This window comes from Prevotella mikamonis (assembly GCF_055381405.1).
Genome location: NZ_AP035785.1, coordinates 1,072,364 through 1,098,472 on the forward strand (window position 1 = coordinate 1,072,364; position 26,109 = coordinate 1,098,472).

Sequence of the window (26,109 nt, forward strand, 5' to 3'; positions counted from 1 at the left end):
TCTCATGGAAATGGTGCACTTTTCTATTTAGAATGTCCACTTGGCAGCAATCGTTGGGATGGCATAGAACTTATCGTTCTCACCCTTTGTATTCCAAACAAAGTTCTTGGAAAGCTCTACCTCCGTACCTAAACTCAGATTCACATCTTTCATACCTTTTAATGTGTTGAGATTGAACCAGAATTGCGGTTCTGTCAAGAATATGAGTTTACCTTTTACATTCGGGTCGTACCAGACATCACAGAAACCACTAAAGGTACACAAGCCCTTGGCAAAAGTGAGTCCCCAAACCTCCGTCAGCTGGAAACCGCTGAATGGATGGGCATTGAAGTGCTTGTTCTTGAAATAGTATTTATACATGGCCTGAACTGAGAATGTCTTGGAGAAATCGCCACTGTGCCAGTTCCAAGCTCCACCAAGCAACACTGCATGCTGGAAACGAGTAGCATTCCATGAGTCTTCTTTACTGGACAACCCACCGTTATACTCTATATGAGCAGCCCACTGCTTGTTCTTTGACACGTTAAATTCGCGTGCTATTTCCCAATAAGCGCCAGCAACACCCTCTCTCTGATAGTCTATATCAGTAAATAAGAAGGTACTACCCCATCTGTCTGGCTTAAACATTTCGACCGTTGTGGTCACACTCGGACGATTGGTTAGTTCCTTGCTGAGTGAATGACCTAAATCATAATGGAGTTGAACGTTCTGTGCAAATCCACCAAGAACACCAGCCATTGAGAATATGGCTACAAGTAGATGCTTTTTCATACGATGTTTAAAAAGTTTGATTACTAATTTTTGCAAAATTATATAAAATATTTCACACTTTAGGTATAAAACGAACAAAAAGACAAGAAAAGGCCTCAATTCTATCACTTCGGCAACGCTGGAAAATAAAAAACGAAGAAAAATTGCTAACTTTGCATCCATGAGAATAGACATTATCACCGTACTACCCGATATGCTCGAAGGATTCATCAACGAATCTATTCTGGCCAGAGCACAAAAGAACGACATCGTAGAGATTCATTTGCACAATCTGCGCGACTATACGCTTGATAAATGGCGACGCATAGACGATTATCCGTATGGTGGTTTTGCCGGCATGGTGATGCAATGCGAGCCTATAGACCGCTGTATCTCTGCACTGAAAGCCGAGCGCGACTATGATGAGGTTATATTTACCAGTCCCGATGGTGAACAATTCAACCAGCATGTGGCCAATGATCTCAGCATGAAGGGCAACCTGATTATTCTCTGTGGCCACTACAAAGGTATCGACCAGCGTGTTCGCGACCATTTGATTACACGCGAAATCAGTATCGGCGACTACGTGTTGACAGGTGGTGAGCTTGCTGCCGCGGTGATGACCGATGCCATCGTGCGCCTACTGCCAGGAGCTATCAGCGATGATCAGAGTGCACTGAGCGACTGCTTTCAGGACGATTTGCTAGCTGCACCCATCTATACACGCCCTGCCGACTACAAAGGATGGAAAGTTCCGGAGATTCTACTCAGTGGGAACGAGGCTAAAATCAAGCAATGGGAGCTTGACATGGCATGGGAACGAACCAAACAATTACGCCCTGATTTGCTGAAAAAGAAATAGTTTTTCAAGCATAGGTTTGACAAAACTGCTCGCCCAGCGCAAATCCTTCTTCATAGAGTCGCTCCAATTTATTGATATCCTTTTCGATTCTGGCTACTTCCAGAGGACGTTCGGGGCGGATACATACCAACTGCCCGGATGCCTCCAAGGCATCCACCATATCTAATTGCTGATTGTATAGGATATGCCGGCGACTCAATGCCACACGCAAACGCGGGTAATTCTTATATATAAACTTCGGAACTTTACGGTCTTTCCCCGTATCTCGCCAACCTTTATTGCGCGTCAGAATAGCCACATTGGTAGGATGTCCGGTCTCCACGGCACGCATTACAGGAATAGAATCTACGATTCCCCCATCGAGCATGGGAATACCGTCAACAGGAACTATCTTGCTGACATAAGGCAGACTGCTTGAAGCACGAACGATGTCCAACAGTCTCTGATGGTCGCGAGTCTCACTCAGATACATCGGAAATCCCGTATTACAATTAGTTGTCACCATTTCGAATACATCGGAAGACTGAAAGAACGTGTCGAAATCGAAAGGGAGAAGCTGATTGGGAAATCTGTCATAAAGCAAATCCCTATCAAATATACAGCCTTGTGTCACCAAATGGCGGATGCCGATATAATCATAACGAACCAGATAGTCTATATTGGAGATTCTGGCACGACGCGGTTGACGACTCATGTACGACATACCATTACATGCTCCTGCCGATACTGCCACGACATAATGGAAATATAAGCCGTGTTTCATGAAAGCATCAAGTACTCCACTTGTGAATACTCCGCGCATACCACCACCCTCCAGCACCAATCCTGTGTTTCGATTAATTAACATTCCTTTCGTTTCAATCTCTTACTTATTCGTTGATTTTCCTTGCAAAGATAACGTTATTGTAGTAAAAAATGCGTAACTTTGCAAGCAAATTTACAAAAAACGAGTTACATGTTCAACAAAGATACATATATACGACGTCGTGATGAGCTGAAAAAACTCGTAAAATCAGGCGTCATCATCCTATTCGGCAATAACGATTCTCCTTGTAATTTCCCAAACAACGGGTATCATCCATTCCGCCAAGACTCTTCTTTCCTCTACTATTTCGGACAGAACAGAGACGGTTTGGTTGGCGTTATCGACGTGGACAACAACACAGAGATGCTGGTAGGCAATGATATTGACATTGAAGACATCGTATGGTATGGCAGCGTAGACAGTGTTTCTGACATGGCAGCACAGGTCGGTATCAACCAAACCATGCCTATGAGAGGACTCAAGACCATCTGCAATGAGGCTATGCGCCAGCATCGAACCATTCACTTCCTGCCCCCCTATCGCTACGATATTAAGCTTCAGATATTCGATTTACTAGGCATTCACCCTGTTCAGCAGAAGGAATCAGCATCCATGACTTTGATTCAAGCAGTCGTGAAGATGCGTTCTACCAAGGAAGAACAGGAGATAGAAGAGCTGGAACGTGCCGCTGTCATTGGCTATAAGATGCACACCACAGCCATGAGACTGACTAAACCCGGCGTGACAGAGAAGTTTGTGGGCGGACAGGTCGACGGTATTGCCAATTCGTATGGTGCTATGGTGAGCTTCCCAACCATATTTACACAGCATGGAGAAATCATGCACGGCAGTCCATCTATGGCTGTTTTAGAGTCAGGACGCCTTGCACTGTGCGACGCCGGAGCCGAGACCATCAACAACTATTGTTCGGACAACACCCGAACCATGCCGGTGAACGGAAAGTTTACACAAAAACAACTGGAGATTTACTCGATAGTCGAGGCATGTCATGACTATGCTCTGGAGGTTGCCAAACCCGGAGTGAAGTATATGGATGTACACCTTGCCGTATGCCGGCTCATGACAGAACGTCTCAAAGAGCTGGGCTTGATGAAAGGAGACGTTGACGAAGCGGTGGCAGCAGGCGCACATGCCATGTTCCTGCCACACGGTTTAGGCCACATGATGGGCATGGATGTTCACGATATGGAGGCACTTGACCAAATAAACGTTGGCTTTGACGAAGAAACCCGCCCCAACTTGGAGCAATTCGGAACCAACTGTCTGCGCATGGGACGTCGATTAGAAGAAGGATTCGTGGTGACCGACGAACCGGGTATCTACTTCATTCCTGCCCTCATTGATAATTGGAAGGCTAGCGGACATTGCAATGAATTCCTCAACTTCGACAAGCTGGAGACCTATAAGGATTTCGGTGGCATCCGTATAGAAGACGATTTGCTCATCACGAAAGACGGTTGTCGATTCCTAGGCAAGGACCGTATCCCCTACCACGCGAAAGATGTAGAAGCCTTTATGGCAGAGAATTAAGCATACATATTATAAAAAAGATAATTTATAAGATAGATTTTATCAGCAACAAAGCAACTTTAATTTCGATGAAAAAAGCATTAGTAGTGGCACTGTTGGCCTTTGTAGGTACAGTAGCAAGTGCCCAAGACACAAAAACAACCAAAGAGAACAAGAACAAACCGGTCTTCACGGTAGTTAAAGAAAACAAGATTACAAGCATCAAGAACCAGAGCCGAAGCGGCACTTGCTGGGACTATTCAACCTTGAGTTTCTTTGAAAGCGAGATATTAAAGAAGAGTGGAAAGACCTACGACCTTTGTGAGATGTTCGTAGCCAACAAGACTTACATGGACAGAGCCACTATGGCTGTGAGAATGCACGGTGATGTATCGTTCTCACAAGGCGGTAGTGCATACGATCCCTTGTATTGCATACAAAACTATGGTATCGTTCCTGAAAATGCAATGCCCCTTCCCGGTACTCTTTACGGTGACTCCTTGGCTAACTTCTCTGAACTGTTCTCAGTGATGACTCCTTATATTGAGAGTGTAGCCAAGAGCAAAAATGACAAATTATCTACTGCGTGGAAGAGTGGTTTGCAGGGTATTCTGGACGCATACTTAGGAAAATGCCCTGAGAAATTCATGTATGAAGGCAAGAGCTATACTCCCCAATCGTTTGCAGCCAGCCTTGGTTTGGACTGGAACGATTATATCAGCTTCACCAGTTATACCCACCACCCCATGTGGACTCAGTTTGCAGTAGAGGTTCAGGACAACTGGCGTTGGCCGTTAAGTTGGAACGTACCTATCGACGACCTTTGCAAAATCATAGACAATGCCATCTACAACGGCTACACTGTAGCTTGGGGTGGCGACGTGTCTGAAGAGGGGTTCACCCGCAGCGGTCTCGGTCTGGCTTACAACATGGAGCGTGTACGCGACATGAGCGGTACTGATGCAGACCGTTGGCTGAAGTACAATAAGTCGAAGAAGCGCGACGTTGTAGACTCATTAGGCGTCAATGCACCTGAAGTTGTACCCACACAGAAGATGCGTCAGGAAGCATTCGACAACTGGACAACGACCGATGACCACGGCATGCACATCTTCGGTATCGCCAAAGACCAGAATGGTAAAGAGTATTATATGGTGAAAAACTCTTGGGGTGAGACCGGAGACTACAAGGGAATCTGGTACATGTCTAAGGCATTCGTAGCTTACAAGACTATGGATTTCATGGTAAACAAGAATGCAGTGCCTCAGGATATCCGCAAGAAACTGAAACTGTAATAGGCTTGTTCTACTGATACAACATAAAAAGGAAGACCGTCTGGTCTTCCTTTTTTGATTGTCCTACTTTGCTATGGAAGATACAAAGGCACTTTAGCTGATGATATGGGCCAGTATTCCCGGCAATTCTATTTCGCTACAGTGCATCGTTTCGATAAGCGCTTCGCCCTTTGGAGTCAGGGCGAAGTGCATCTGGCGTTTATCCACTTTATCCAGCTTGCGCCTTATCAACGCTTTCTTTTCTACCGATGTTATTACTTTTGAAGTGTTAGAGGGCGTCAGACTGAGCTGTTCGGCTATCTCTCCCGACGTCATACCGCTGCAATCCCGCAGCGTACAAAGCAACATAGCCTCATTGATATTCAGATTATAGGTCGTCTGGAACTCACTTTCCAACGACATAATCGCACGGTAAACGTCGCGAATACGGCAAATTTTCTGTTTGTCCATAAGCTTTTCAGATAAACAAGTTTACGTTTGCATGCTCGGCACGTTCCATATAAGTGGCCACACCACCAATATTTACCTCATCAAGCAATTCTTCTTTCTTGATTCCCATCATATCCATAGACATCTGGCAAGCTATAAACTCCACTCCGTTATCCAATGCCTGTTGGCGCATCTCTTCGAGAGAATAGATATTTTTCTGCTTCATGATGTGTCTCATCATGCGGTCACCAATGCCCAGCATACTCATTTTAGACAGGCTCAAACCGCGAGAACTGGCTGGTAACATCCATGAGAACATACGCCCGAAGACATCTTTCTTCACCGCTGGTTTCTGCTCTTTCTTGAGCACATTCAATCCCCAGAACGTGAAGAAGATGCTTACCTTGTGCCCGGTTGCAGCAGCGCCATTGGCCAATACAAACGTGGCCAAGGCTTTGTCCAGGTCGTCGCTGAACATGATGAGCGTCTTGTTCTTCTCCGTTACAGGCGCACCTGCAACAGGTTTTGATGCACTTCCCTTGCGAATCGTGACAGTATGAAATCCATCTTTGCTGTCGCTCGTCTCCAACAGGTTACCCGTTGTAGCACACCACGCTTTGGCATCGGCCGGAAAACCGGCATCGGTAGCCTTCACCTCGATGCTCTCCCCCTCTTCCATATCGTCCATAGCCTTTTTCAGTTTGAGGATAGGGCCGGGACATTGCAATCCACACGCGTCTACACGCAAGATGTCTTGAACCGCCGTATGCACAACTTTCTTCGGTTCAACCGCCATTTCCTCGTTCTTGATTTCCTGTGTTGCCAGACTGTAAGTCTTATAACCACCCGACAGATTACGCACATTCCGGAAACCTCGTCCCACCAAAATGCGCTGAGCCAGATAGCCTCGCAGACCAACCGCACAGAACACCACGACCGCCTTTCCGTCTGTCGGAATCTCACCAAGTCGCTCACGCAAGTCGTCAAGAGGAATGTTGATTGCTCCCTCGATGCTTCCCAACTCATATTCAGCCGGCGTACGGACGTCGATAAGCGTCACAGCACCGCGGTCCAGCGCATTCAACTCGCGCCATGTCATCACCTGCATCGCTCCGCTCACAATATTACCAGCGGCATAACCGGCAATGGCGATAGGGTCTTTAGCCGACGAGAAGGGAGGAGCATAAGCATGCTCCAGGCGAGTAAGGGCGGCCACCGTACCACCATTCTTAATAATAAGAGACAACTGGTCGATACGCTTATCCACGCCTTCGCTGCCCACACACTGTGCGCCATAGAGTTTTCCCGTCTCAGGATCAAAAGTCAGTTTCGTAGTCAACTGGAAAGAATTGGGATAATAACCCGCATGAGCGGCCGAAATTGTAGTACTGCTCTGATACGGAATGCCCAACTGCTTCAGACGCTTTGCTGCCAGTCCCGTAGAACCTACTGCCAAATCAAACACCTTGGCAATGGAAGTTCCTATCGCTCCCTCATACGACTGCGTATTGCCCATCACCATGTTATCGGCCACTATCCTGCCCTGCCTGTTCGCAGGGTTAGCCAGAAAGTTGAGCCAGGGCTGCCCTGTCAGCGGATGAGTAAACTCGATAGCATCGCCCACGGCATACACATCCTTCGCCGAAGTCTCAAGATATTCATTCACCTTGATACCCCGTTCACCCAGTCCGATGCCTGCCTGCTGAGCCAGTTGCGTGTTGGCACGCACACCTATAGACAGCAATACAATATCGGCATGGATGCTCTCACCCGTGTTGAAGAACACCTTGACGCCCTCGCCCTCTCTCTCGAAGCGTTCTACGCCTTTGCCCAAGTAGAGATTCACGCCCTTGCTCATCAGCTCGCGATGCACATGCGAAGCTATGGAAAAGTCTACAGGGGCCATCACCTGATTTCCCATCTCTACAATAGACACCTGCGCGCCGGCGTGGTGCAGATTCTCCGCCATCTCCAAACCTATGAATCCACCGCCTACAACCACAGCCTGCCTGACGTTGTGAGTATCTAGATATTGCTTAATCCGGTCGGTATCTTCTACATTACGCAACGTAAAGATACCATCCAAATCTATCCCCTTCAAAGGAGGGCGCACGGGCGAAGAACCCGGAGAAAGCAACAATTTATCGTACCACTCTGTATATTCACTGCCATCCTTGCGACAAATGGTCACCGTCTTTTCCTCGGTATTGATACCGACAGCCTCATTCTCCACACGGACATCTATGGCAAAACGACGGCCGAAAGACTCCGGAGTCTGCACAAACAGATTCTCCCGATCGGCAATCGTACCACCTATATAATATGGCAGACCACAATTCGCATAAGAGATATACGGTCCTTTCTCTATCAATACAATCTCTGCAAGCTCGTCTGCCCGCCTTATTCTCGCTGCGGCGGTTGCTCCTCCTGCAACTCCACCAATAATCAAATGCTTCATATTCTATTTTATGTTTTTAAATACTTTCCTCTGGAAACTTTCGCAAAGGTAAACTATATTATCCAATAAAACAAATTTCCTAAGGAAAATATTTTAATCAACAGCACATAAGGGTATTGCAGGATATCTACCGCCCTTCCTTTCTCCATCTATCATGGCATAATGCACACGTCAACAACCCGATTACATTACACGATTCTTCCATCATTGCTACACACCCCGGCATGATTTCACAGTCATACTTCGCAAAACTCAAGTCACAGCTCACACACCATTCATTTTCTGCAAAGGCTCAGCAGTGTCGCTGTCTGGGCTTTGCAGCACTGCTGTTCGGCCTTTGCAGCGATGCTGCCAAGGCCTTGCAGTTTTTTAAGCTTGTGAATTTAAAGTTGATGAGTTATTGAGTTGCATGCCATAGTACGAATGGACGGCTCGCGAAAAACTATTCATAATCTGCCATTCTTTTGTAGATATTTCGTAATTATTTAGTAACTTTGAACACGGTTTACCCTTTTGTGAAGGTAAAACCTTTCTCCCGTGCATCTCACGGGCCTTAAACGAAATAAAACAAAAACAATATAAATGCACTTCAAATGGAATTACAAATCACCTACACCAGACGAAATACAAGCAGCTAAAGACTTAGGGGGCAAGCTCAACATGAGTCCTGTCCTGGCCCAACTGCTGATTAGGCGCGGCATAACGACGGAATCTGCTGCCAAGAGATTCTTCCGTCCACAACTGGCCGACCTCATCAACCCTTTCATCATGAAAGACATGGACGTAGCCGTCGACCGTCTCAATGATGCTATGGGGCATAAAGAACGTATCTTGGTATACGGTGATTACGACGTTGACGGCTGTACGGCTGTGGCATTGGTGTATAAGTTTCTACAGCAGTTCTATTCCAATATAGACTACTATATCCCCGATCGCTACGACGAGGGGTATGGAGTGAGCAAGAAAGGAATAGACTATGCCAAGGAAACCGGTGTAAAACTTATTATCATACTCGATTGTGGCATCAAGGCAATAGAGGAGATAGCCTATGCCAAGAGCCTGGGCATCGACTTCATTATCTGCGACCACCACGTGCCCGACGAAACTATGCCCGACGCTGTGGCCATTCTTAATCCGAAAAGACCCGACGACAACTATCCGTTCAAGGAACTCTGCGGATGCTGTGTAGGGTTCAAGTTTATGCAGGGATGGGCCAAAAACAATGGTCTGCCATTCTCCATGCTCATCCCCCTACTCGACTTCTGCGCCGTGGCAATAGCTGCCGACATCGTGCCTGTGGTAGAAGAGAATCGTATTCTGGCTTACCACGGTCTCAAACAGCTGAATCAGAATCCGAGCATCGGACTGAAGGCCATTATCGACATTTGCGGTTTGAGTGGCCGGGACATTTCCATGAGCGACATCATCTTCAAAATAGGACCACGTATCAATGCCTCCGGACGTATGGAGAGTGGTAAAGAAAGCGTAGACTTGCTGGTGGAGAAAAACTATGCCATAGCTCTGGAAAAGTCGAAACACATTGACGAATACAACGAGCAGCGCAAGGATATTGACAAGCAGATGACCGAAGAGGCCTATCAGATTGTGGCTAAGCTAGAAAGCCAGAAGCACCACTCATCCATCGTTCTGTACGACGAGAATTGGAAAAAAGGGGTTATAGGCATCGTAGCATCGCGGCTGACGGAAATCTACTATCGCCCTACGGTGGTGCTCACACGCGACGGCGACTTGGCCACAGGGTCGGCACGAAGCGTAGCCGGATTCGATGTCTATGCGGCTATCAAGTATTGCAGAGACCTCTTGACCAACTTCGGAGGACACACTTATGCAGCCGGTTTGACTCTCAGATGGGACGATATACCGGAATTCCGCAGGCGTTTCCAGCAGTTTGTCGAGGAACATATCGAACCCGAACAGACAGAGGCCATACTGGATATTGATGCCAAGATAGACTTCAAGGACATTACCCGACATCTGCATACCGACCTCAAGAAGTTTTCTCCGTTCGGTCCGGGCAACCAGAAGCCTCTATTCTGTACCTGCGGCGTGTACGACTACGGCACGAGCAAGGTGGTCGGACGCGAACAGGAACACATCAAACTGGAGCTGGTAGACTCAAAATCGAGTAACGTGGTCAATGGCATTGCGTTCGGTCAGAGCGCATCGTCGCGCTACATCAAGAGCAAACGCAGTTTTGACATTGCCTATACGATTGAAGACAATGTATTCAAACGCAACCAGGTGCAGCTCCAGATAGAAGATATCCGACCAGACGATAAGGAAACAATCTAAAAATTCTCAGCACTTGTCTATAGACAAATATACTGATATACTACGTCAATACTGGGGGTATCCTGACTTTCGCGGCATTCAACGGCAAATCATTGAAAGCATTGGCGAAGGACAGGATACACTTGGTTTGATGCCTACCGGCGGTGGAAAGTCACTTACCTTCCAAGTACCGGCTATGGCAATGGAGGGGGTGTGCATTGTCATCACGCCTCTCATTGCCCTCATGAAAGACCAGGTGGAGCATTTGCTCCAACGCAATATCCGCGCTGCCGCCATCTATTCGGGCATGACCCGCCATGAAATCATCAAGACTTTGGAGAATGCTATCTTCGGTGGTATCAAGATACTCTATGTCTCACCGGAACGAATAGGCTCAGAGCTGTTTCTGGCCAAGCTGAAACGTATCAGCGTAAGTTTTATTACCGTCGACGAAGCACACTGCATCAGCCAATGGGGATATGACTTCCGACCGGCTTATCTGAAGATAGCAGACATCCGGAAGCAGAAGCCCCAAGCACCGGTACTGGCACTTACAGCCACGGCCACACCCAATGTGGTAGACGATATACAAAGACAACTGGGATTTACGAAGCCGAATGTATTTCGTATGAGTTTCGAGCGGAAGAATTTGGTTTATGTGGTTCGCACTGCATCCGACAAACACGCAGAACTCATCCACATCCTGAAATCAGTACCAGGAAGTGCCATTGTATATGTAAGGAGTAGGAAGCGATGCAAGGAAACGGCAGAATGGCTCGATGCCAACGGACTCAGTGCAACATTCTACCACGCAGGCTTGGAAGCTTACACCAAAGATATCAGGCAGACAGCATGGCAGAACAATGAATACAGGGTAATGGTGGCAACCAACGCTTTCGGCATGGGTATAGACAAACCTGACGTGCGGGTGGTGGTTCACATAGATTGCCCAGACTCGATAGAGGCCTATTTCCAGGAGGCAGGACGTGCAGGAAGAGACGGAAACAGAGCATACGCCGTGCTGCTATACAACGATAGTGACACTAGGAAACTTACCAAACGCATCAGCGACAACTTCCCCGAAAAAGACTATGTACGAGATGTCTACGAGCATCTGGCCTACTATTTCCAACTAGCCGTAGGCAGCGGAGCAGGCCATACCTTTACCTTTGAGATAGATAAGTTTTGCCGTACATTCCGACATTTCCCCATTCCAACAGATGCCGCCTTGCGTATATTGCAACAGGCAGGCTACCTGGAATATGAAGTTGAACCTGATGCCAGGGCCAGAGTCATGTTCCTATTGGAAAGAAATTCGCTGTACCGACTCGAAGAGACTACGCCTGACGAAGAGAATGTCATTACAGCCCTGCTGAGAAACTACGGCGGATTGTTCACCGACTACACGTATATAGATGAAAGGTTGGTAGCCCAACAGGCCGGACTCACGCAAGAACAGGTGTATCTGATACTCAAAAGTCTCAGTCGTCGACACATCCTGCACTTCATACCCAGACGCAAGACACCGTTCATCGTCTATACACGCGATAGAGAAGACGGCGAGAGAGTGGTGATAAGCAAGGAAATCTATGAAGACAGGAAAGAGCAGTTCACCAAGCGTATAGATGCCGTCATTGCGTATGCCAAGAACAATGATGTGTGCAGAAGCAGACAATTACTGGCCTATTTCGGCGAGATGCGTTCTACAGATTGCGAACACTGCGATGTATGCCTGTCCCATGCCTCAGATACCCACAGCGAACAACGCATTCAACCAGCCCGCAACGCCATACTGGAGCTATTGAACGATGGTGCGAGACATCATATCACGGAATTGAAAAAGTTTATTATTCCGGAGCAACAACTGGATGATGCACTGGAAGACTTATTGGCTGAAGAAGACATCAGAATGGATGGAAACTTCTTAATCAAACGAAAATAAGCAGGCACTACAACGAAAAAAGGAATTTGCCAAATCTGGCAAACTCCTTATACCTATTATGTATATGTAACTATTAATCGTTTTCGGGACGAAGTTGACGTACTGTCATGCCTGCCTGCCACATCTCCTTGTTGCGCATTGCTTCCAATTCCTTGTTCAACTTCTCGCGATAATCGGGCTTGGAATTGCTGTCAATAGAAATCTGAGCCTCATTACCAGTCTGCACAGAGAGATACAACCACTCCATGACAGGCTTGATAGCCTCGCGGAAACGAGGAGCCCAATCGAGTGCACCACGCTGTGCTGTGGTAGAACAGTTGGCATACATCCAATCCATACCTTTCTCACCGAAGAGCGGCATAAGACTCTGGGTCAACTCCTCTACAGTCTCATTGAAGGCTTCCGAAGGAGAATGCCCGTGCTCGCGGAGTACTTCATACTGTGCTTCCAGCAATCCCTCGATAGCTCCCATCAACGAACCACGCTCACCGGTTAGGTCGGATGTAGCCTCGCGTTGGAAGGTTGTCTTGAACATATAACCTGCCCCGATACCGATACCAAAGGCTATCGTCTTCTCTTCGGCCTTGCCAGAAGCATCTTGATATACTGCATAAGAGCAGTTCAGACCGCGACCTTCGAGGAACATCGTGCGCAAAGACGTACCTGAACCTTTAGGAGCAACCATGATAACATCGACATCCTTGGGCGGAACTACGCCTGTACGATCTTGCCAGTTAATAGCAAAGCCATGCGAATAGTACAAAGTCTTGCCTGCTGTCAGATAAGGTTTGATAGTTGGCCACGCAGCAATCTGACCGGCATCAGAAAGAAGCATGCAAATGATAGTCCCCTTCTGAACAGCTTCCTCGATAGAGAACAACGACTTACCGGGAACCCATCCGTCGGCTACAGCCTTGTCATAGGTTTTGCCCTGACGCTGACCAACGATGACATTAAATCCATTATCACGAAGATTGCCAGCCTGGCCAGGACCTTGAATACCGTAACCAATGACGGCAACCGTTTCATTCTTGAGTACTTCACGTGCTTTTTCCAAAGAGAATTCTTTGTTGGTGACAACTGTTTCCACTACGCCACCGAAATTCATTTCTGCCATATAACTTTGTTATTTATGCGATAGGATGATACTACCGCGGTTATCTTTAATCCTATAAGATGCTTTACGGTCTTTTATTGTACACAAAGGTAACAATTTACAATAAAACCACAAAATAATCTTTCAGACTTTTATAAATTTAACCTTACATCTACAAACTTCCACTCTTTCTCGCTGCTGTGGTGTCAATTTGTCTACACAGATATTAAACTCACCTTCAGCCATTTGCTCGCGGTAGAGATTCAATTGGTCGCCCTGGTGACTTTCAGCCACATAAGCAATGTCCAGTCGCTGCAAACGATGACTCCTGTAATAATCGAGGTCGAAAAGATTGAGTATGTGTTCGATGTATTTGACGCTATTGATATGACCGTTCATGTCTACATCACTGTATTGGGTATCGACAGTCCTTACCAATTCCGCACCACTACCCATCTTCACTCTTGAACTCTTATCAATAGGACAAGCCTTCTCAGACTCTATATATTGGGCTATCAGACCATCACGAACAGAGAATATATCAGTAGGCTGTCGGCTGTCAGTATCTATCATTGCCCAAATACTTCGACCATATCCGTATACTTTTTCGTCGCCACCAATCACCTTAAAGTTTCTACTCGTAAAATATTTCATGGCACTTTCTACCCATGTTTCTACAAAAAACTTGTCATAGGCTTTTGGCATTTCATCCATCTCAATAGCCAAACGGGATAATACCCATGTCTTATGAATAGGGTTAAGATAGTTCATTCCATAACCACGATCATTGCTATGGAAGTCTGCCGCATTCAACATGTGATTACCCAAATGGCCCATGAACAGGCTATGTGAGAAGTCACAATGGAATGGTTCAGCCAAAAATTCGTATCGACCTACCTTACTAAGTATTGCCATCTTGCTCTTGTAGAAAGTCAGAAATCGGTTCTTCAAAGCTTCGTGTCACTGCTATACGCCCTGAACGGGTGTACTGTAACAGACAGTTGAATCCATCTAACTTTGTGAATAAATTGGCTATTTCTTCCGTCAGTCCCGCTAACAGTACCGTACTATAGGTAGGATTCACCTCCATCATACGTGCATTGTGTTTACGGATGGTTCTAGACACCTCTGGATTTTCCATCAGGACAGGTGTTGAAATCTTGAACAAAGCTACTTCATGGATGAATAATTCTTCATCAGTATAGTAATCTGCCTTGACAACATCTATCTTATTTTCAATAGCCTTCGTAATTTTCTTAATTTGCTCTTCGTCACTCCACACCGTAATGGTGTACTTATGAATGTCCTTAATGCTTGAAGCCGACACATTAAGGCTCTCAATATTCACCTGACGACGAGTAAACACCGCCGTAATCTGATTCAGTATACCAGCTATATTCTCTGAATATACCAACAATGTATATAATTTCTTTGCGTTGTCCATGTTGCTTTTTGCTTCTATAAATAAGCGGTTACTCTCCCACTTCCAGTATCATTTCATCCACACTCTTACCTGGAGGAGTCATTGGCATGACGTTGTCTTCTTCCTTCACAGCACATTCCAACAGATAAGGACCATCGGTTGACAATGCCTTAGCTACTTTCTCACAGAGGTCTTTACGGTCGATAACTACGTCATACGGAATATCATACGCCTTACAAATATCTTCATAACACGGGTTTAGCATTCTTGTAAAACTCTTACGATGATTGAAGAACATATCCTGCCACTGGCGAACATTCCCCAGATAGTTATTGTTTAACAAGAACATCTTAACTGGCGAACCTTGCTCCATAATCGTCCCAAACTCCTGAATGCTCATCTGTAGACCGCCATCGCCCATGAAAACACAGACTGTACGGTCAGGTGCTCCAAACGTAGCACCGATGCCTGCAGGCAGTCCAAAGCCCATAGTGCCGAGTCCACCACTTGTCACTATCGACCTCTTCCTGTTGTATTTGAAGTACCGACTAGAGAACATTTGATTCTGACCTACATCATTTACCAATATAGCATCGCCTTTGGTCTCCTCTGCTACTACATTGGTTATCTCCCCCATCAGCAGCGGTCCTTCCGTAGGATGAATGGCCGGCTCAATGACTCTAGCCATTTCCATGTCATCATATTGTCTGAACGACTCCCTCCAGTCAGTATGCAAGTTCTTCTTTAATAGCCTGGTGATAGCCGGAAGCGACATCTTGCAGTCGCCCACGACAGCCACCGTACTCTTTATATTCTTATCTATTTCCGTACGATCAATATCCAGATGAATCACCTTTGCCTGCTTGGCATAAGTCGATGGCAAACCGGTTACACGGTCACTGAATCTCATTCCGATAGCAATCAGCACATCACATTGTTGCGTCTGTATATTAGGGGCATAGTTACCGTGCATTCCCAGCATACCCACATTCAGCGGATGGTCGGTCGGAAGCGCCGACAATCCCATCATCGTACGTCCTGTAGGAATGTCTGCTTTCTCTATGAACTCCAGCAATTCGCTTTGTGCTCCACCCAATTCTACTCCCTGGCCGACAAGAGCCAACGGTCTTTTGCTCGCATTTATCAGCTCTGCCGCCTCCGCTACAGCCAAAGCATCAATACGAGGATAAGGAACATACGAGCGGATATGATTCACTCTTACGTCTTCCCACTCGCATTTATGAGTCTGCGCATTCTTCGGAAAATCCAAAACCACAGGACCAGGACGACCTGAACGTGCTATATAGAAAGCACGACTAACGGCCCATGCCACATCTTCGGGACGCTGAATCTGATATGCCCACTTCGTGATAGGTTGGGCTACACCCACCAAATCCACCTCCTGAAAGGCATCCGTACCCAGTGCCCCCACTGCCACCTGACCCGCAATCACCACAATCGGCGTACTATCCATCATGGCATCGGCCACACCTGTCAGCGTATTCGTGACACCAGGGCCACTTGTTACCAAGCAAACCCCCACTTCACCACTCACACGTGCAAACCCTTCTGCAGCATGGGCAGCAGCTTGCTCATGGCGAACCAAGATATGATTGAACACTTGATTCTCCTTACGTGTATAGTCATATAAAGCGTCAAATACGGGCATGATAGCCCCACCGGGATAACCGAATATGGTCTTTACACCTTCATTGTGCAAAGCTCGCATCAGAGCCTCAGAACCTGTTATAACTTCTTTTGCCATAATCTTTTTCCTAAACTTAATCTATCATTCTTACTCCGCCTTTATCTGCCGAACTAACACTTTGTGCATAGGCCCTTAAAGCTTTGCTAACCACGCGGTTACGTTTTAACGGTTGCTGTTCTCGTGCGTCCAATTCTGCATCCGAAAGCTTCACGTTTATCGACCTCGAAGGTATATCTATCTCGATGATGTCGCCATCTTTTATCTTTCCGATGTTTCCTCCAGCAGCCGCTTCGGGCGAGATATGTCCGATACTCAGTCCAGATGTTCCACCTGAGAATCGTCCGTCGGTAATCAACGCACATTCTTTGCCCAAATGACGGCTCTTTATATAAGAGGTGGGATAGAGCATTTCCTGCATACCAGGACCACCTTTCGGCCCTTCATGCGTAATCACCACACAGTCGCCGGCACTCACCTTGCCATTCAATATTCCCTCACAAGCATCATCCTGAGAATCGAATACGACGGCCGGACCTTCGAAATGCCATAGGGCAGCATCCACTCCGGCAGTCTTAACCACGCATCCATTCTGTGCGATATTACCAAACAAGACTGCCAATCCGCCGTCTTTGGTATAAGCATGCTCCATATCCCGGATGCAACCATTGGCACGGTCGGCATCCAGACTCTCCCATTGGGTATCCTGACTACCCATTTGGGTAGAGAAACGACGCCCTGGAGCACTACTGTAAATACGATTAGCCTCTGCATCAACAGCCTCGCCCGTGATGTCATATCGTTTCATCTGCTCCGTCAATGTCTTACCATCGACGCGCTCCACCTGCCCATCTATCAGCCCAGCCTTATGCAGTTCGCTCAGAATTCCAAGAATTCCTCCCGCACGGTTGCATTCCTGCACACTGTATTTCTGTGTATTCGGAGACAGCTTGCACAGGCAAGGTACACGACGACTCAATTCATCTATGTCTTTCATCGTGAAATCTACCTCACCCTCTTGCGCCACAGCCAACAGATGAAGTACGGTATTTGTACTTCCACCCATTGCTATATCGAGCGCCATCGCATTGAGAAATGCCTGTCGGGTAGCGATGTTACGTGGCAAAACGCTTTCATCGCCATCTTCATAATAGGCCAACGCATTCTTCACAATCTGGCGTGCTGCATCCTTAAAAAGCTGAATACGATTCTTATGTGTAGCCAATATAGTACCATTACCAGGCAGAGACAAGCCGATAGCTTCGGTCAGTGAGTTCATGGAATTGGCCGTAAACATACCCGAACAACTGCCACATCCCGGACATGCCGACTTCTCTATCTCCATCAGGTCGGCATCGCTCACACTCTCGTCGCCGCCATTGACCATCGCCGTTATCAAGTCGGCATTCTCACCTCTCCATCGTCCGGCCTCCATCGGTCCACCCGAACAGAAGATGGTCGGAATATTCAGACGCATGGAAGCCATCAGCATTCCCGGCGTCACCTTGTCGCAGTTAGAGATACAAATCATGGCATCGGCCTTATGAGCATTCACCATATACTCCACGGAATCGGCAATAATATCGCGCGATGGCAGAGAATACAGCATACCATCATGCCCCATAGCAATACCGTCGTCTATCGCAATGGTATTAAACTCAGCTGCATAGCAGCCCATAGCCTCGATTTCCTGCTTCACAATCTGCCCTATCTCATGCAGATGAGTGTGTCCGGGTACAAACTGAGTAAAGCTGTTGACAACAGCAATGATAGGTTTTCCTATTTGCTCGTGTTTCATGCCGGCAGCCACCCAAAGCGCTCTTGCACCTGCCATTCTCCTACCTTCCGTGCAGACGGCACTTCTCAACTGATGTTTCATCGTATCTACTTGTTCTCTATAAATTCCATACTTTAAAAAAGCCTTGCCAACAACTGCATCGAAGACAAGGTATATACATTTGATTACAAAGATAAAGAGTTTTTATGTAACAACCAATAAACTGCGTGCATATTTTGGCAATTACCGATTAATTTGTAACTAATAGCCGAATTATACTTTCGGTTTCAAATTAATTCGACACACATTCTTAACATATAAACCACTCTGTCACACCCATAAGCGATACCTGCCAACGCAAAGAAGGGATATACCCGCCAAGGTATATCCCTTCTATATCTTCATTCAGCGATGTCTACACTGATTAGTTGTTCTTTGCGTTGTCGTTGAATGTAGCAACACGGTTGAACTCTACCTGCTCGAACAGCTTGTCGGTAGCACCCATACCCTTGGTTGTCAAGCGGCTGGCAGCAATCTTATACTTCTTGACCAGTGCAGTCTTAACAGCCTCAGCACGAGCCTCAGAAAGCTTCTGGTTCAGCTCTGCAGAACCTTCAGGAGAAGCATAACCCTTAATCTCAACATTAGCCTCAGGATGATTCTTCATGTAAGAAGCAATCAGTTCGATTGGTGCATACTGTGCAGCGTCGATGACACTCTTACCCTGACGGAACAATACCGTAGGCTGCAAGTTGGTAGCAGTAGCAGGCTTCACATACTTAGGCTTCTTGTTACAAGCATCAAGAGCGTTCTGCAAGTCAGCAATCTGACCATCCTTAGCTGCAAGCTGAGCGTCCTTATCGTTCAAATCGCCACGCAAGCTATTGATCTGAGCATTCAGACCATCAATTTCAGACTGGTCGCGGAGCTGAGCAATCTTGAAGTTATGAGTACCGTTAGAGTTACCGAACTTATAGATAAGACCTGCATTCAACTGTACAAAGCTGTGGTTGATGTTATACTTGATACCAGAATTAGACAAGTTATAGTTAGCAGCATCTGTCTTATCGTTGAGACCCCAAACCAAAGCTGGCTCAACATAGAACTGCCATGCCTTTGATTCGCCGAGGTTGAATACAAAGTCAATAGCAGCCTTAGAAGTCAGGTTGTTGTGATACTTAGATGCCTTATACTGTGCAGTGTTGCCAAAGAGATGTCCCCAACCAAGTCCGTACAAAGCAACAACCTCAAATGCACGAGGCTCGCCTTGGTAACCACCGAACCAGTTGCTCAGGTTTACAGTACCCAACAAACTTGTGTTCAAGAAGCGAACAGCTGTTCCGGTAGAAGCAAAAGGCTTATTTGAGAAGTAAGCATTGCTCTCAACTGCCAAACCGAAAACCGGAGTAAAGTTACGTCCTAAACGTACACCGAAGTTTGGGTCCAAACCTTTCATCCAAGAATGACCGGTTGTCTTGGTTGCAACACCACCATTAATACCAATGTAGAAATTGTCGAAAGTCTTGCTTTCTGTTACAGTCTGTGCATTAACAGAAACAGCCATAGCAGCTGCTGCAAATAGTAATGCGATTTTCTTCATGTCTCTCTAAATTTAAAAAATTATATTTTACGAATATTTATTTATCCTTACGAATACGGCTGCAAAGTAATTAAAAATAATTGTAACTTCCAAATCTTTTGCACAATTTCCATGTTTTAAAACACAAAAAGTCCTAAAACACGCATTCAAAATATTAAAAAGAGAGACTATCCGCCTACTTATATCTCGTCCACTCGCCAACTTAAAACACTGCAAGGCCTTAGCAGTATTGCTGCCTAGGCTTTGCAGCAGTGCTGTTTGGGCTTTGCAGCAACCCTGCCGAGCCTTTGCAGTAAACCGAGAGTGATGGTTCTGAAAACAATAATCAGGGAGTTGACCCTATCGAAGAATGAGACTAATTGCCCAAAATAGCACAGCAGGCCTGACAGTATGTCGCTACTTTTTATTATCTTCGCATTATGAAACGCATTATTCTCATCACAGGCGGACAGCGTTCGGGCAAAAGCATGTACGCCGAACAGCTGGCTCTGACCCTGTCGCACACTCCCGTATATCTGGCAACAGCCCATATATGGGATGAAGAATTCCGCGAACGGGTGAATCGGCATCAGCAACGACGTGGCGATAACTGGACGAATATCGAAGAAGAAAAATACTTATCGCGCCACCAACTATATAATAAGGTGGTGGTCATCGACTGTATCACCCTGTGGTGTACCAATTTTTTCTACGACAGCGATAAAAAGGTAAAAGAGCAGCCCACGGTAGACAGCGCTCTCCGGGAATTACAGGAGGAGTTCGACCGATTTACTTCGCAAGACGCGACCTTTATCTTTGTAACCAACGAAATAGGAAGCGGAGGTGTCAGCAACAACGAGATACAACGTAGATTTACCGACCTACAGGGTTGGATGAACCAATATGTAGCATCTAAGGCCGACGAGGTGTTGCTGATGGTATCAGGCATTCCTGTAAAAATCAAATAATATGAGAAACTTTCATATACTACCCACGAACAAGGATATACGCCCGGCTATCCAAGCCAAGATTGACAATCTGAACAAACCCAAGGGTTCGCTGGGTATGTTGGAAGACCTGGCCATGCAGATAAGTCTTATCCAACACACACTCACCCCTCGCCTTTCCCACCCTTGCCATCTGCTATTAGGGGGTGATCATGGCATTGAGCGCGAAGGCGTCTCGGTTTCGCCACGTGATGTGACATGGCAGCAAATGCTGAATTTTGCCAATGGTGGCGGAGGTGTCAATATGTTCTGCCGACAGCACTCATTCGACCTCAGTATCGTAGACATGGGGGTCGACCACGACTTATCGGCATGCCCCACTATTATCAACCGTAAGATAGCCAATGGGACAAACAATTTTCTACACGCGCCGGCCATGTCCGAAGCACACTTCTGGCAATGTATAGAGACAGGCGCGCAGCTTGTCGACAACTGTCAGGAGAAAGGATGCAACATCATTTGTCTCGGAGAGATGGGCATTGGCAACACTTCTCCATCCAGTATTTGGATGAGTCTGTTCGGCCAGATACCTCTGGCGGAGTGCATTGGAGCTGGGTCTGGACTTAACACAGAGGGCATTTCGCATAAGTACAACGTGCTGAAAGCTGCCGTAGACCATTATCACAGCAAATGTCCACACACGCCTCTCAATGCCATCAGATACTTCGGCGGCTTCGAAATGGTGGCGGCTATCGGCGCTATGCTACGCGCTGCCGAACTCCACATGGTCGTCTTGGTAGACGGATTCATCATGACGGCCTGCATATTGGCAGCTGCACAGCTCTATCCCGACGTACTGGGGTATGCCATATTCGGGCATTGCAGCGACGAAAATGGACATAGAAGGTTGCTGCAACTCATGGATGCAAGCCCCATCCTATCGCTCGGCATGCGACTGGGAGAAGGCACTGGAGCTCTTTGCGCATATCCCATCATCAAGTCGTCTGTCAGGATGATGAATGAGATGAACGATTTTGACCATGCTCACATTACTAAATATTTCTAATCAATGAAAGTTTCCATCGACCACAACCTCAAATGGTACGACAAGATATGGGCAGCTCTCATCTTCTTCACACGGCTTCCCTTTTGGCGCATCTACCAACCACCGAAGGCTGCTTACGAGACAGTGGTGGAACATTGGCCACTAGTTGGATGGCTCACCGGAGCTACAATGGCACTTACCCTCTATGCCTGCTCGCTCATCATGCCTTATATCATAGCCGTCGTCGTGGCGGTTGTCATTCGATTACTGCTAACAGGAGCACTGCATGAAGACGGACTGGCCGACTTCATGGATGGCTTCGGAGGTGGTGGAAAAGACCGCGGGCGCATCCTGGAGATTATGAAAGACAGTCGTATAGGGTCGTACGGTGTACTCGGACTCGTCTTCTATGCCATACTGCTCATTGCGTGTCTGTATAGTTTACCACCCTTAACGGCAGCTTTGGCCATCTTTGCCGGCGATACATACGCCAAGATGCTAGCTGCCCAGATAGTACAGATGCTGCCTTATGCACGCAGCTCTGAGACAGCCAAGAACGGTGTAGTCTACCGCAAGTTCAGCATTCCAGCCGGCATCAGCCTGTTTGTTCAGGGCATTCTGCCACTTGCCCTGTTGCTCTATTACATCAATTTCCTGAGATGGGATTTGCTCGTATTCACTCCATGTCTGGTTATGTATGCCCTTTATCGGTTCATGTGGAGTCGCATCAAGGGATATACGGGCGACTGTTGCGGAGCTATCTTCCTGCTCATCGAACTGAGTTTTTACCTGACACTGAACATCATTTTACACACAATATGAAAGTAACCCTCATCAGACACACACGTGTAGACGTACCCAAAGGTACTTGTTACGGCTGGAGCGACGTGCCTGTAGCCGACACTTTCGAGCAGGAAGCTGCCATTACCAAGGCAAATCTGCAACCCGACGAACCGTTCGATGCGGTGTTTTCCTCGCCCCTGACGCGCGCGAGAAAGCTGGCTGCATACTGCGGTTATACCTCTCCGACGGTCGACGATAGGATTAAGGAGATGAATATGGGAGACTGGGAAATGCGGTTATACGACGATATTGCAAAGGTAGATCCGCACATAGAAGCATGGTATCAAGACTATATGAATCTGGCAGCAACGGGTGGCGAGAGCTTTCCCATGATGTATGCACGCGTGGCGGAGTTCCTGGACGAGCTACGCCGGAAGCATTATGAGCGCGTAGCCATCTTTGCCCACGGCGGTGTACTCATCTGTGCCGGCATCTACGGGCAACTCTTTGATAAAGAAAATGCCTTCGAAAATCTTACGGATTACGGAGGCATAGAGCGCATAGAAATATAATATGGATGAATGGCAGAGAAGCTATAGTTCCATGACCTTATACGAGTAAGGAGCTAATGCAATCCCTGTTGTGGTGTCCTTGGTAGCCCATTCTATCAAAGCCAGCACCTCATTGACGTATACCGACATATCTTTCATGGCGATACTGCCCTGTTGTCCGCCCACTCCGAGATTGTTCTTTACAGAAATTCAAGTATGGAACACCTGCTGCAAAAATCAGGAAAACCGATGATTCCACACATCTTCAATTAGGATTTTAAACAGAATAAGCGTATCAAACAAAATAGGACCACTCCTCATCACTGAGAAATGGTCCCCCAAAAATTAGAGAGTTATAAAAAAATCAAGTTACTTCTTATTCATCAAGGCTCAACGGTAAAACTCCTTCTTGCCTGCTGCCAAGGTATTCTTCATCAACGAACAGATGGTCATAGGACCAACTCCACCCGGAACGGGAGTAATGAAAGAACACTTGGGGGATACTTCGTCGAACTTAACATCCCCATTCAGGCGGAAGCCACTCTTGCGAGTTGCATCGGGAACGCGGGTTGTTCCCACGTCGACGATAACCGCACCGTCTTTTACCATGTCGGCTGTCACGAAGTCGGGCCGACCGATTGCAGCGATGATAATGTCTGCTTCACGGCATTCTTCTTTCAGATTAGCCGAATGACTGTGGCAGACTGTCACCGTTGCATCGCCATATTGTTTCTGCATCATGAGCTGTGCCATAGGCTTACCCACGATATTGCTGCGTCCCAGCACCACACACTTCTTACCACTAGTCTCTATACCATAGTGCTTCAACAGCGTGATAATACCAAGCGGAGTGGCACTGATGAAACAGGGAAGACCAATAGCCATTCGACCCACATTGACAGGATGGAATCCATCTACATCCTTGCGATAGTCTATAGCCATGATAATCTTCTGCTCGTCAATATGTTTCGGCAGAGGCAGCTGAACGATGAAACCATCTACATCGGCATCCTTGTTCAGACTTTCTACCGTTGCCAGCAGTTCGTCCTCTGTCACTGTATCTTCAAAACGAATCAGGGTCGACTTAAAACCACATTGCTCGCAGGCAATAACCTTGTTCTTCACGTAAGTTTCCGAACCACCGTCATGCCCCACTAAAATAGCAGCCAAGTGAGGTTGCTTGCCTCCTGCGGCAACAATCTTCTTCACTTCTTCTGCTATTTCGGCCTTAATAGCCGTAGCTGTAGCCTTTCCGTCAATCAACTGCATTTCGTCAATGATTATTCTATGAATCCTTATCTATTATCTTGTCACTTCTATCTTACATCTTGGGCATTCCCGGAATATTCATTCCTTTCATTCTGCTCATCATGCCGGCCATACCGTTTCCTGTGACCATCTTCATCATCTTGCGAGTCTGGTCGAACTGTTTAATCAGCCTATTCACCTCTTGTATATCCGTACCGGAACCCTTTGCAATGCGCTGACGGCGACTCTGGTTCAGTATTTCCGGATTGGTACGCTCCTTAGGAGTCATACTCTTGATAATAGCCTCAATACCCTTAAAGGCATTATCGTCAATATCTACATCCTTGATAGCCTTGCCTACGCCCGGAATCATACCGGCCAAATCTTTCAGATTACCCATCTTCTTGATTTGTTCTATCTGGCCGAGGAAATCGTTGAAGTCGAACTTGTTCTTCTGAATCTTCTTCTGTAGCTTGCGAGCTTCCTCTTCGTCGAACTGCTCCTGCGCACGTTCCACAAGCGAGACGATGTCGCCCATACCCAAGATACGGTCGGCCATACGCGAAGGATGGAACACATCAATAGCCTCCATCTTCTCACCCGTACCGACAAACTTGATTGGTTTTGTCACCACTGTACGGATTGAGAGGGCTGCACCGCCACGTGTATCACCGTCTAGTTTCGTCAACACAACACCATTGAAGTCCAAGCAGTCGTTGAATTCCTTTGCCGTATTCACTGCATCCTGACCAGTCATGGAGTCAACCACAAACAATGTCTCATCCGGATTCAATGCCTCTTTCAGACGAGAGATTTCATTCATCATCTCCTCATCGACCGCCAAACGACCTGCCGTATCGACGATGACAACATCGTAACTCTTGGCCTTGGCTTCCTTGATGGCATTATTGGCTATCTCTACGACATCCTTGTTCTCCGGTTCTGTATATACAGGCACTCCCACCTGTTCACCGACAACCTTCAACTGTTCGATGGCAGCAGGACGATACACGTCGCATGCCACGAGCAAAGGCTTCTTGCGCTGCTTGTTTTTCAACAAATTGGCCAGCTTACCACTGAATGTCGTCTTACCCGAACCTTGCAAACCGCTCATCAAGATGATGGCCGGATGACCGCTCAACTTCAATTCAGAAGCCTCGCCTCCCATCAAATCGGCCAATTCATCGTGTACAATCTTCACCATCAATTGGCTAGGCTTCACGGCCGTGAGTACATTCATACCCATTGCCTTGGTCTTGACCGTATCGGTGAAAGTCTTAGCTACCTTATAGTTTACGTCGGCATCAAGCAATGCACGACGCACATCTTTCAAGGTTTCGGCCACATTTATCTCTGTGATTTTGCCTTCACCCTTCAGTATCTTAAATGAGCGCTCAAGTCTGTCGCTTAGATTTTCAAACATAATTTCTTCTTGGTTGTAACTCTATGTTATAACTCCAAATTCACCCCGTAAGCTGATTGGTAACAAGATACATTTATAAATGTTAGTGCAAAAGTACCGTATAAACGGGTGAAAAAAGAATAAAAAACAATGTTTTAAATTATTTTAAAACACTCAAAGCGTCATTCTG

The 26,109-nt window shown here is 46.8% G+C and carries 22 protein-coding genes; 9 read left to right on the forward strand and 13 right to left on the reverse strand.

Annotated features, from left to right (window positions below; all coding sequences use genetic code 11):
• Window positions 1-27: 27 nt before the first annotated feature.
• Complete coding sequence (locus ACZ42L_RS04685; RefSeq protein ID WP_464716772.1) at window positions 28-771, reverse strand: nucleoside-specific channel-forming Tsx family protein; 744 nt, start codon at window positions 769-771, stop codon at window positions 28-30.
• A 160-nt stretch (window positions 772-931) separates the two neighbouring features.
• Between ACZ42L_RS04685 and trmD the strand changes: the two genes are divergently transcribed.
• On the forward strand, window positions 932-1,612 hold the full coding sequence (gene trmD / locus ACZ42L_RS04690) for a tRNA (guanosine(37)-N1)-methyltransferase TrmD (protein ID WP_464701729.1): 681 nt from the start codon (window positions 932-934) through the stop codon (window positions 1,610-1,612).
• A 4-nt stretch (window positions 1,613-1,616) separates the two neighbouring features.
• Here trmD and ACZ42L_RS04695 read toward each other — a convergent pair whose 3' ends face one another.
• Window positions 1,617-2,459: a patatin-like phospholipase family protein gene (locus tag ACZ42L_RS04695; protein WP_464716773.1), complete on the reverse strand. Its 843-nt coding sequence runs from the start codon at window positions 2,457-2,459 to the stop codon at window positions 1,617-1,619.
• A gap of 108 nt (window positions 2,460-2,567) precedes the next feature.
• On the opposite strand from ACZ42L_RS04695, the gene ACZ42L_RS04700 reads away from it, so the two are divergent.
• Together ACZ42L_RS04700 and ACZ42L_RS04705 are read left to right on the forward strand one after the other, a co-directional pair.
• Window positions 2,568-3,968, forward strand: a complete 1,401-nt coding sequence (locus tag ACZ42L_RS04700; RefSeq protein WP_464706814.1) for an aminopeptidase P family protein — start codon at window positions 2,568-2,570, stop codon at window positions 3,966-3,968.
• A 68-nt stretch (window positions 3,969-4,036) separates the two neighbouring features.
• Complete coding sequence (locus tag ACZ42L_RS04705) at window positions 4,037-5,242, forward strand: C1 family peptidase (protein ID WP_464716774.1); 1,206 nt, start codon at window positions 4,037-4,039, stop codon at window positions 5,240-5,242.
• Window positions 5,243-5,335: 93 nt separating this feature from the next.
• Here ACZ42L_RS04705 and ACZ42L_RS04710 read toward each other — a convergent pair whose 3' ends face one another.
• Both ACZ42L_RS04710 and ACZ42L_RS04715 read right to left on the reverse strand, forming a co-directional pair.
• Complete coding sequence (locus ACZ42L_RS04710; protein WP_464701071.1) at window positions 5,336-5,692, reverse strand: MarR family winged helix-turn-helix transcriptional regulator; 357 nt, start codon at window positions 5,690-5,692, stop codon at window positions 5,336-5,338.
• Between the two features lie 7 nt (window positions 5,693-5,699).
• On the reverse strand, window positions 5,700-8,129 hold the full coding sequence (locus tag ACZ42L_RS04715; RefSeq protein ID WP_464716775.1) for a DsrE/DsrF/DrsH-like family protein: 2,430 nt from the start codon (window positions 8,127-8,129) through the stop codon (window positions 5,700-5,702).
• 582 nt (window positions 8,130-8,711) lie between these two features.
• Between ACZ42L_RS04715 and recJ the strand changes: the two genes are divergently transcribed.
• Window positions 8,712-10,442 (forward strand): single-stranded-DNA-specific exonuclease RecJ, encoded by a 1,731-nt coding sequence (gene recJ, locus ACZ42L_RS04720; RefSeq protein ID WP_464701075.1) that lies wholly within the window; start codon window positions 8,712-8,714, stop codon window positions 10,440-10,442.
• Window positions 10,443-10,455: 13 nt separating this feature from the next.
• Window positions 10,456-12,363, forward strand: a complete 1,908-nt coding sequence (locus ACZ42L_RS04725) for a RecQ family ATP-dependent DNA helicase (protein ID WP_464716776.1) — start codon at window positions 10,456-10,458, stop codon at window positions 12,361-12,363.
• Window positions 12,364-12,436: 73 nt separating this feature from the next.
• On the opposite strand, the gene ilvC is transcribed toward ACZ42L_RS04725, so the two are convergent.
• The 6 genes from ilvC to ACZ42L_RS04755 form a co-directional block, all read right to left on the reverse strand.
• Window positions 12,437-13,480 carry a ketol-acid reductoisomerase gene (ilvC, locus tag ACZ42L_RS04730; protein WP_464716777.1) on the reverse strand — a complete coding sequence of 348 codons (1,044 nt, stop codon included), beginning with the start codon at window positions 13,478-13,480 and terminating at the stop codon, window positions 12,437-12,439.
• A gap of 123 nt (window positions 13,481-13,603) precedes the next feature.
• Window positions 13,604-14,374 (reverse strand): acyl-[acyl-carrier-protein] thioesterase, encoded by a 771-nt coding sequence (locus tag ACZ42L_RS04735; RefSeq protein WP_464716778.1) that lies wholly within the window; start codon window positions 14,372-14,374, stop codon window positions 13,604-13,606.
• Complete coding sequence (ilvN, locus tag ACZ42L_RS04740) at window positions 14,361-14,903, reverse strand: acetolactate synthase small subunit (protein ID WP_464701737.1); 543 nt, start codon at window positions 14,901-14,903, stop codon at window positions 14,361-14,363. Before ilvN ends, ACZ42L_RS04735 begins: the two co-directional genes overlap by 14 nt.
• Window positions 14,904-14,931: 28 nt before the next feature.
• Window positions 14,932-16,647, reverse strand: coding sequence for a biosynthetic-type acetolactate synthase large subunit (gene ilvB, locus ACZ42L_RS04745; RefSeq protein WP_464716779.1), 1,716 nt, complete (start codon window positions 16,645-16,647; stop codon window positions 14,932-14,934).
• Window positions 16,648-16,663: 16 nt separating this feature from the next.
• Window positions 16,664-18,466, reverse strand: a complete 1,803-nt coding sequence (gene ilvD / locus ACZ42L_RS04750; RefSeq protein ID WP_464701085.1) for a dihydroxy-acid dehydratase — start codon at window positions 18,464-18,466, stop codon at window positions 16,664-16,666.
• Window positions 18,467-18,788: 322 nt separating this feature from the next.
• Window positions 18,789-19,964, reverse strand: coding sequence for an OmpA family protein (locus ACZ42L_RS04755; RefSeq protein ID WP_464706820.1), 1,176 nt, complete (start codon window positions 19,962-19,964; stop codon window positions 18,789-18,791).
• Window positions 19,965-20,383: 419 nt separating this feature from the next.
• Between ACZ42L_RS04755 and cobU the strand changes: the two genes are divergently transcribed.
• The 4 genes from cobU to cobC are packed head-to-tail and all read left to right on the forward strand — an operon-like array spanning window position 20,384 to window position 23,290.
• Window positions 20,384-20,911 carry a bifunctional adenosylcobinamide kinase/adenosylcobinamide-phosphate guanylyltransferase gene (gene cobU / locus ACZ42L_RS04760; protein WP_464706821.1) on the forward strand — a complete coding sequence of 176 codons (528 nt, stop codon included), beginning with the start codon at window positions 20,384-20,386 and terminating at the stop codon, window positions 20,909-20,911.
• 1 nt (window position 20,912) lies between these two features.
• Window positions 20,913-21,956 (forward strand): nicotinate-nucleotide--dimethylbenzimidazole phosphoribosyltransferase, encoded by a 1,044-nt coding sequence (gene cobT / locus ACZ42L_RS04765; RefSeq protein ID WP_464701742.1) that lies wholly within the window; start codon window positions 20,913-20,915, stop codon window positions 21,954-21,956.
• 3 nt (window positions 21,957-21,959) lie between these two features.
• A complete protein-coding gene (gene cobS, locus ACZ42L_RS04770; protein ID WP_464701743.1) occupies window positions 21,960-22,757 on the forward strand; it encodes an adenosylcobinamide-GDP ribazoletransferase in 798 nt (265 codons plus the stop codon).
• Window positions 22,754-23,290, forward strand: coding sequence for an alpha-ribazole phosphatase (gene cobC, locus ACZ42L_RS04775; protein ID WP_464706823.1), 537 nt, complete (start codon window positions 22,754-22,756; stop codon window positions 23,288-23,290). The genes cobS and cobC overlap by 4 nt, the downstream gene beginning before the upstream one ends.
• Before the next feature lie 21 nt (window positions 23,291-23,311).
• On the opposite strand, the gene ACZ42L_RS04780 is transcribed toward cobC, so the two are convergent.
• From ACZ42L_RS04780 to ffh, 3 genes are all read right to left on the reverse strand, one after another.
• A complete protein-coding gene (locus tag ACZ42L_RS04780) occupies window positions 23,312-23,455 on the reverse strand; it encodes a hypothetical protein (protein WP_464716780.1) in 144 nt (47 codons plus the stop codon).
• 204 nt (window positions 23,456-23,659) lie between these two features.
• Complete coding sequence (folD, locus tag ACZ42L_RS04785; RefSeq protein ID WP_464716781.1) at window positions 23,660-24,538, reverse strand: bifunctional methylenetetrahydrofolate dehydrogenase/methenyltetrahydrofolate cyclohydrolase FolD; 879 nt, start codon at window positions 24,536-24,538, stop codon at window positions 23,660-23,662.
• A gap of 52 nt (window positions 24,539-24,590) precedes the next feature.
• Entirely contained in the window at window positions 24,591-25,940 is a 1,350-nt protein-coding gene (ffh, locus tag ACZ42L_RS04790; RefSeq protein WP_464716782.1) for a signal recognition particle protein, read from the reverse strand.
• Between the last annotated feature and the right edge of the window lie 169 nt (window positions 25,941-26,109).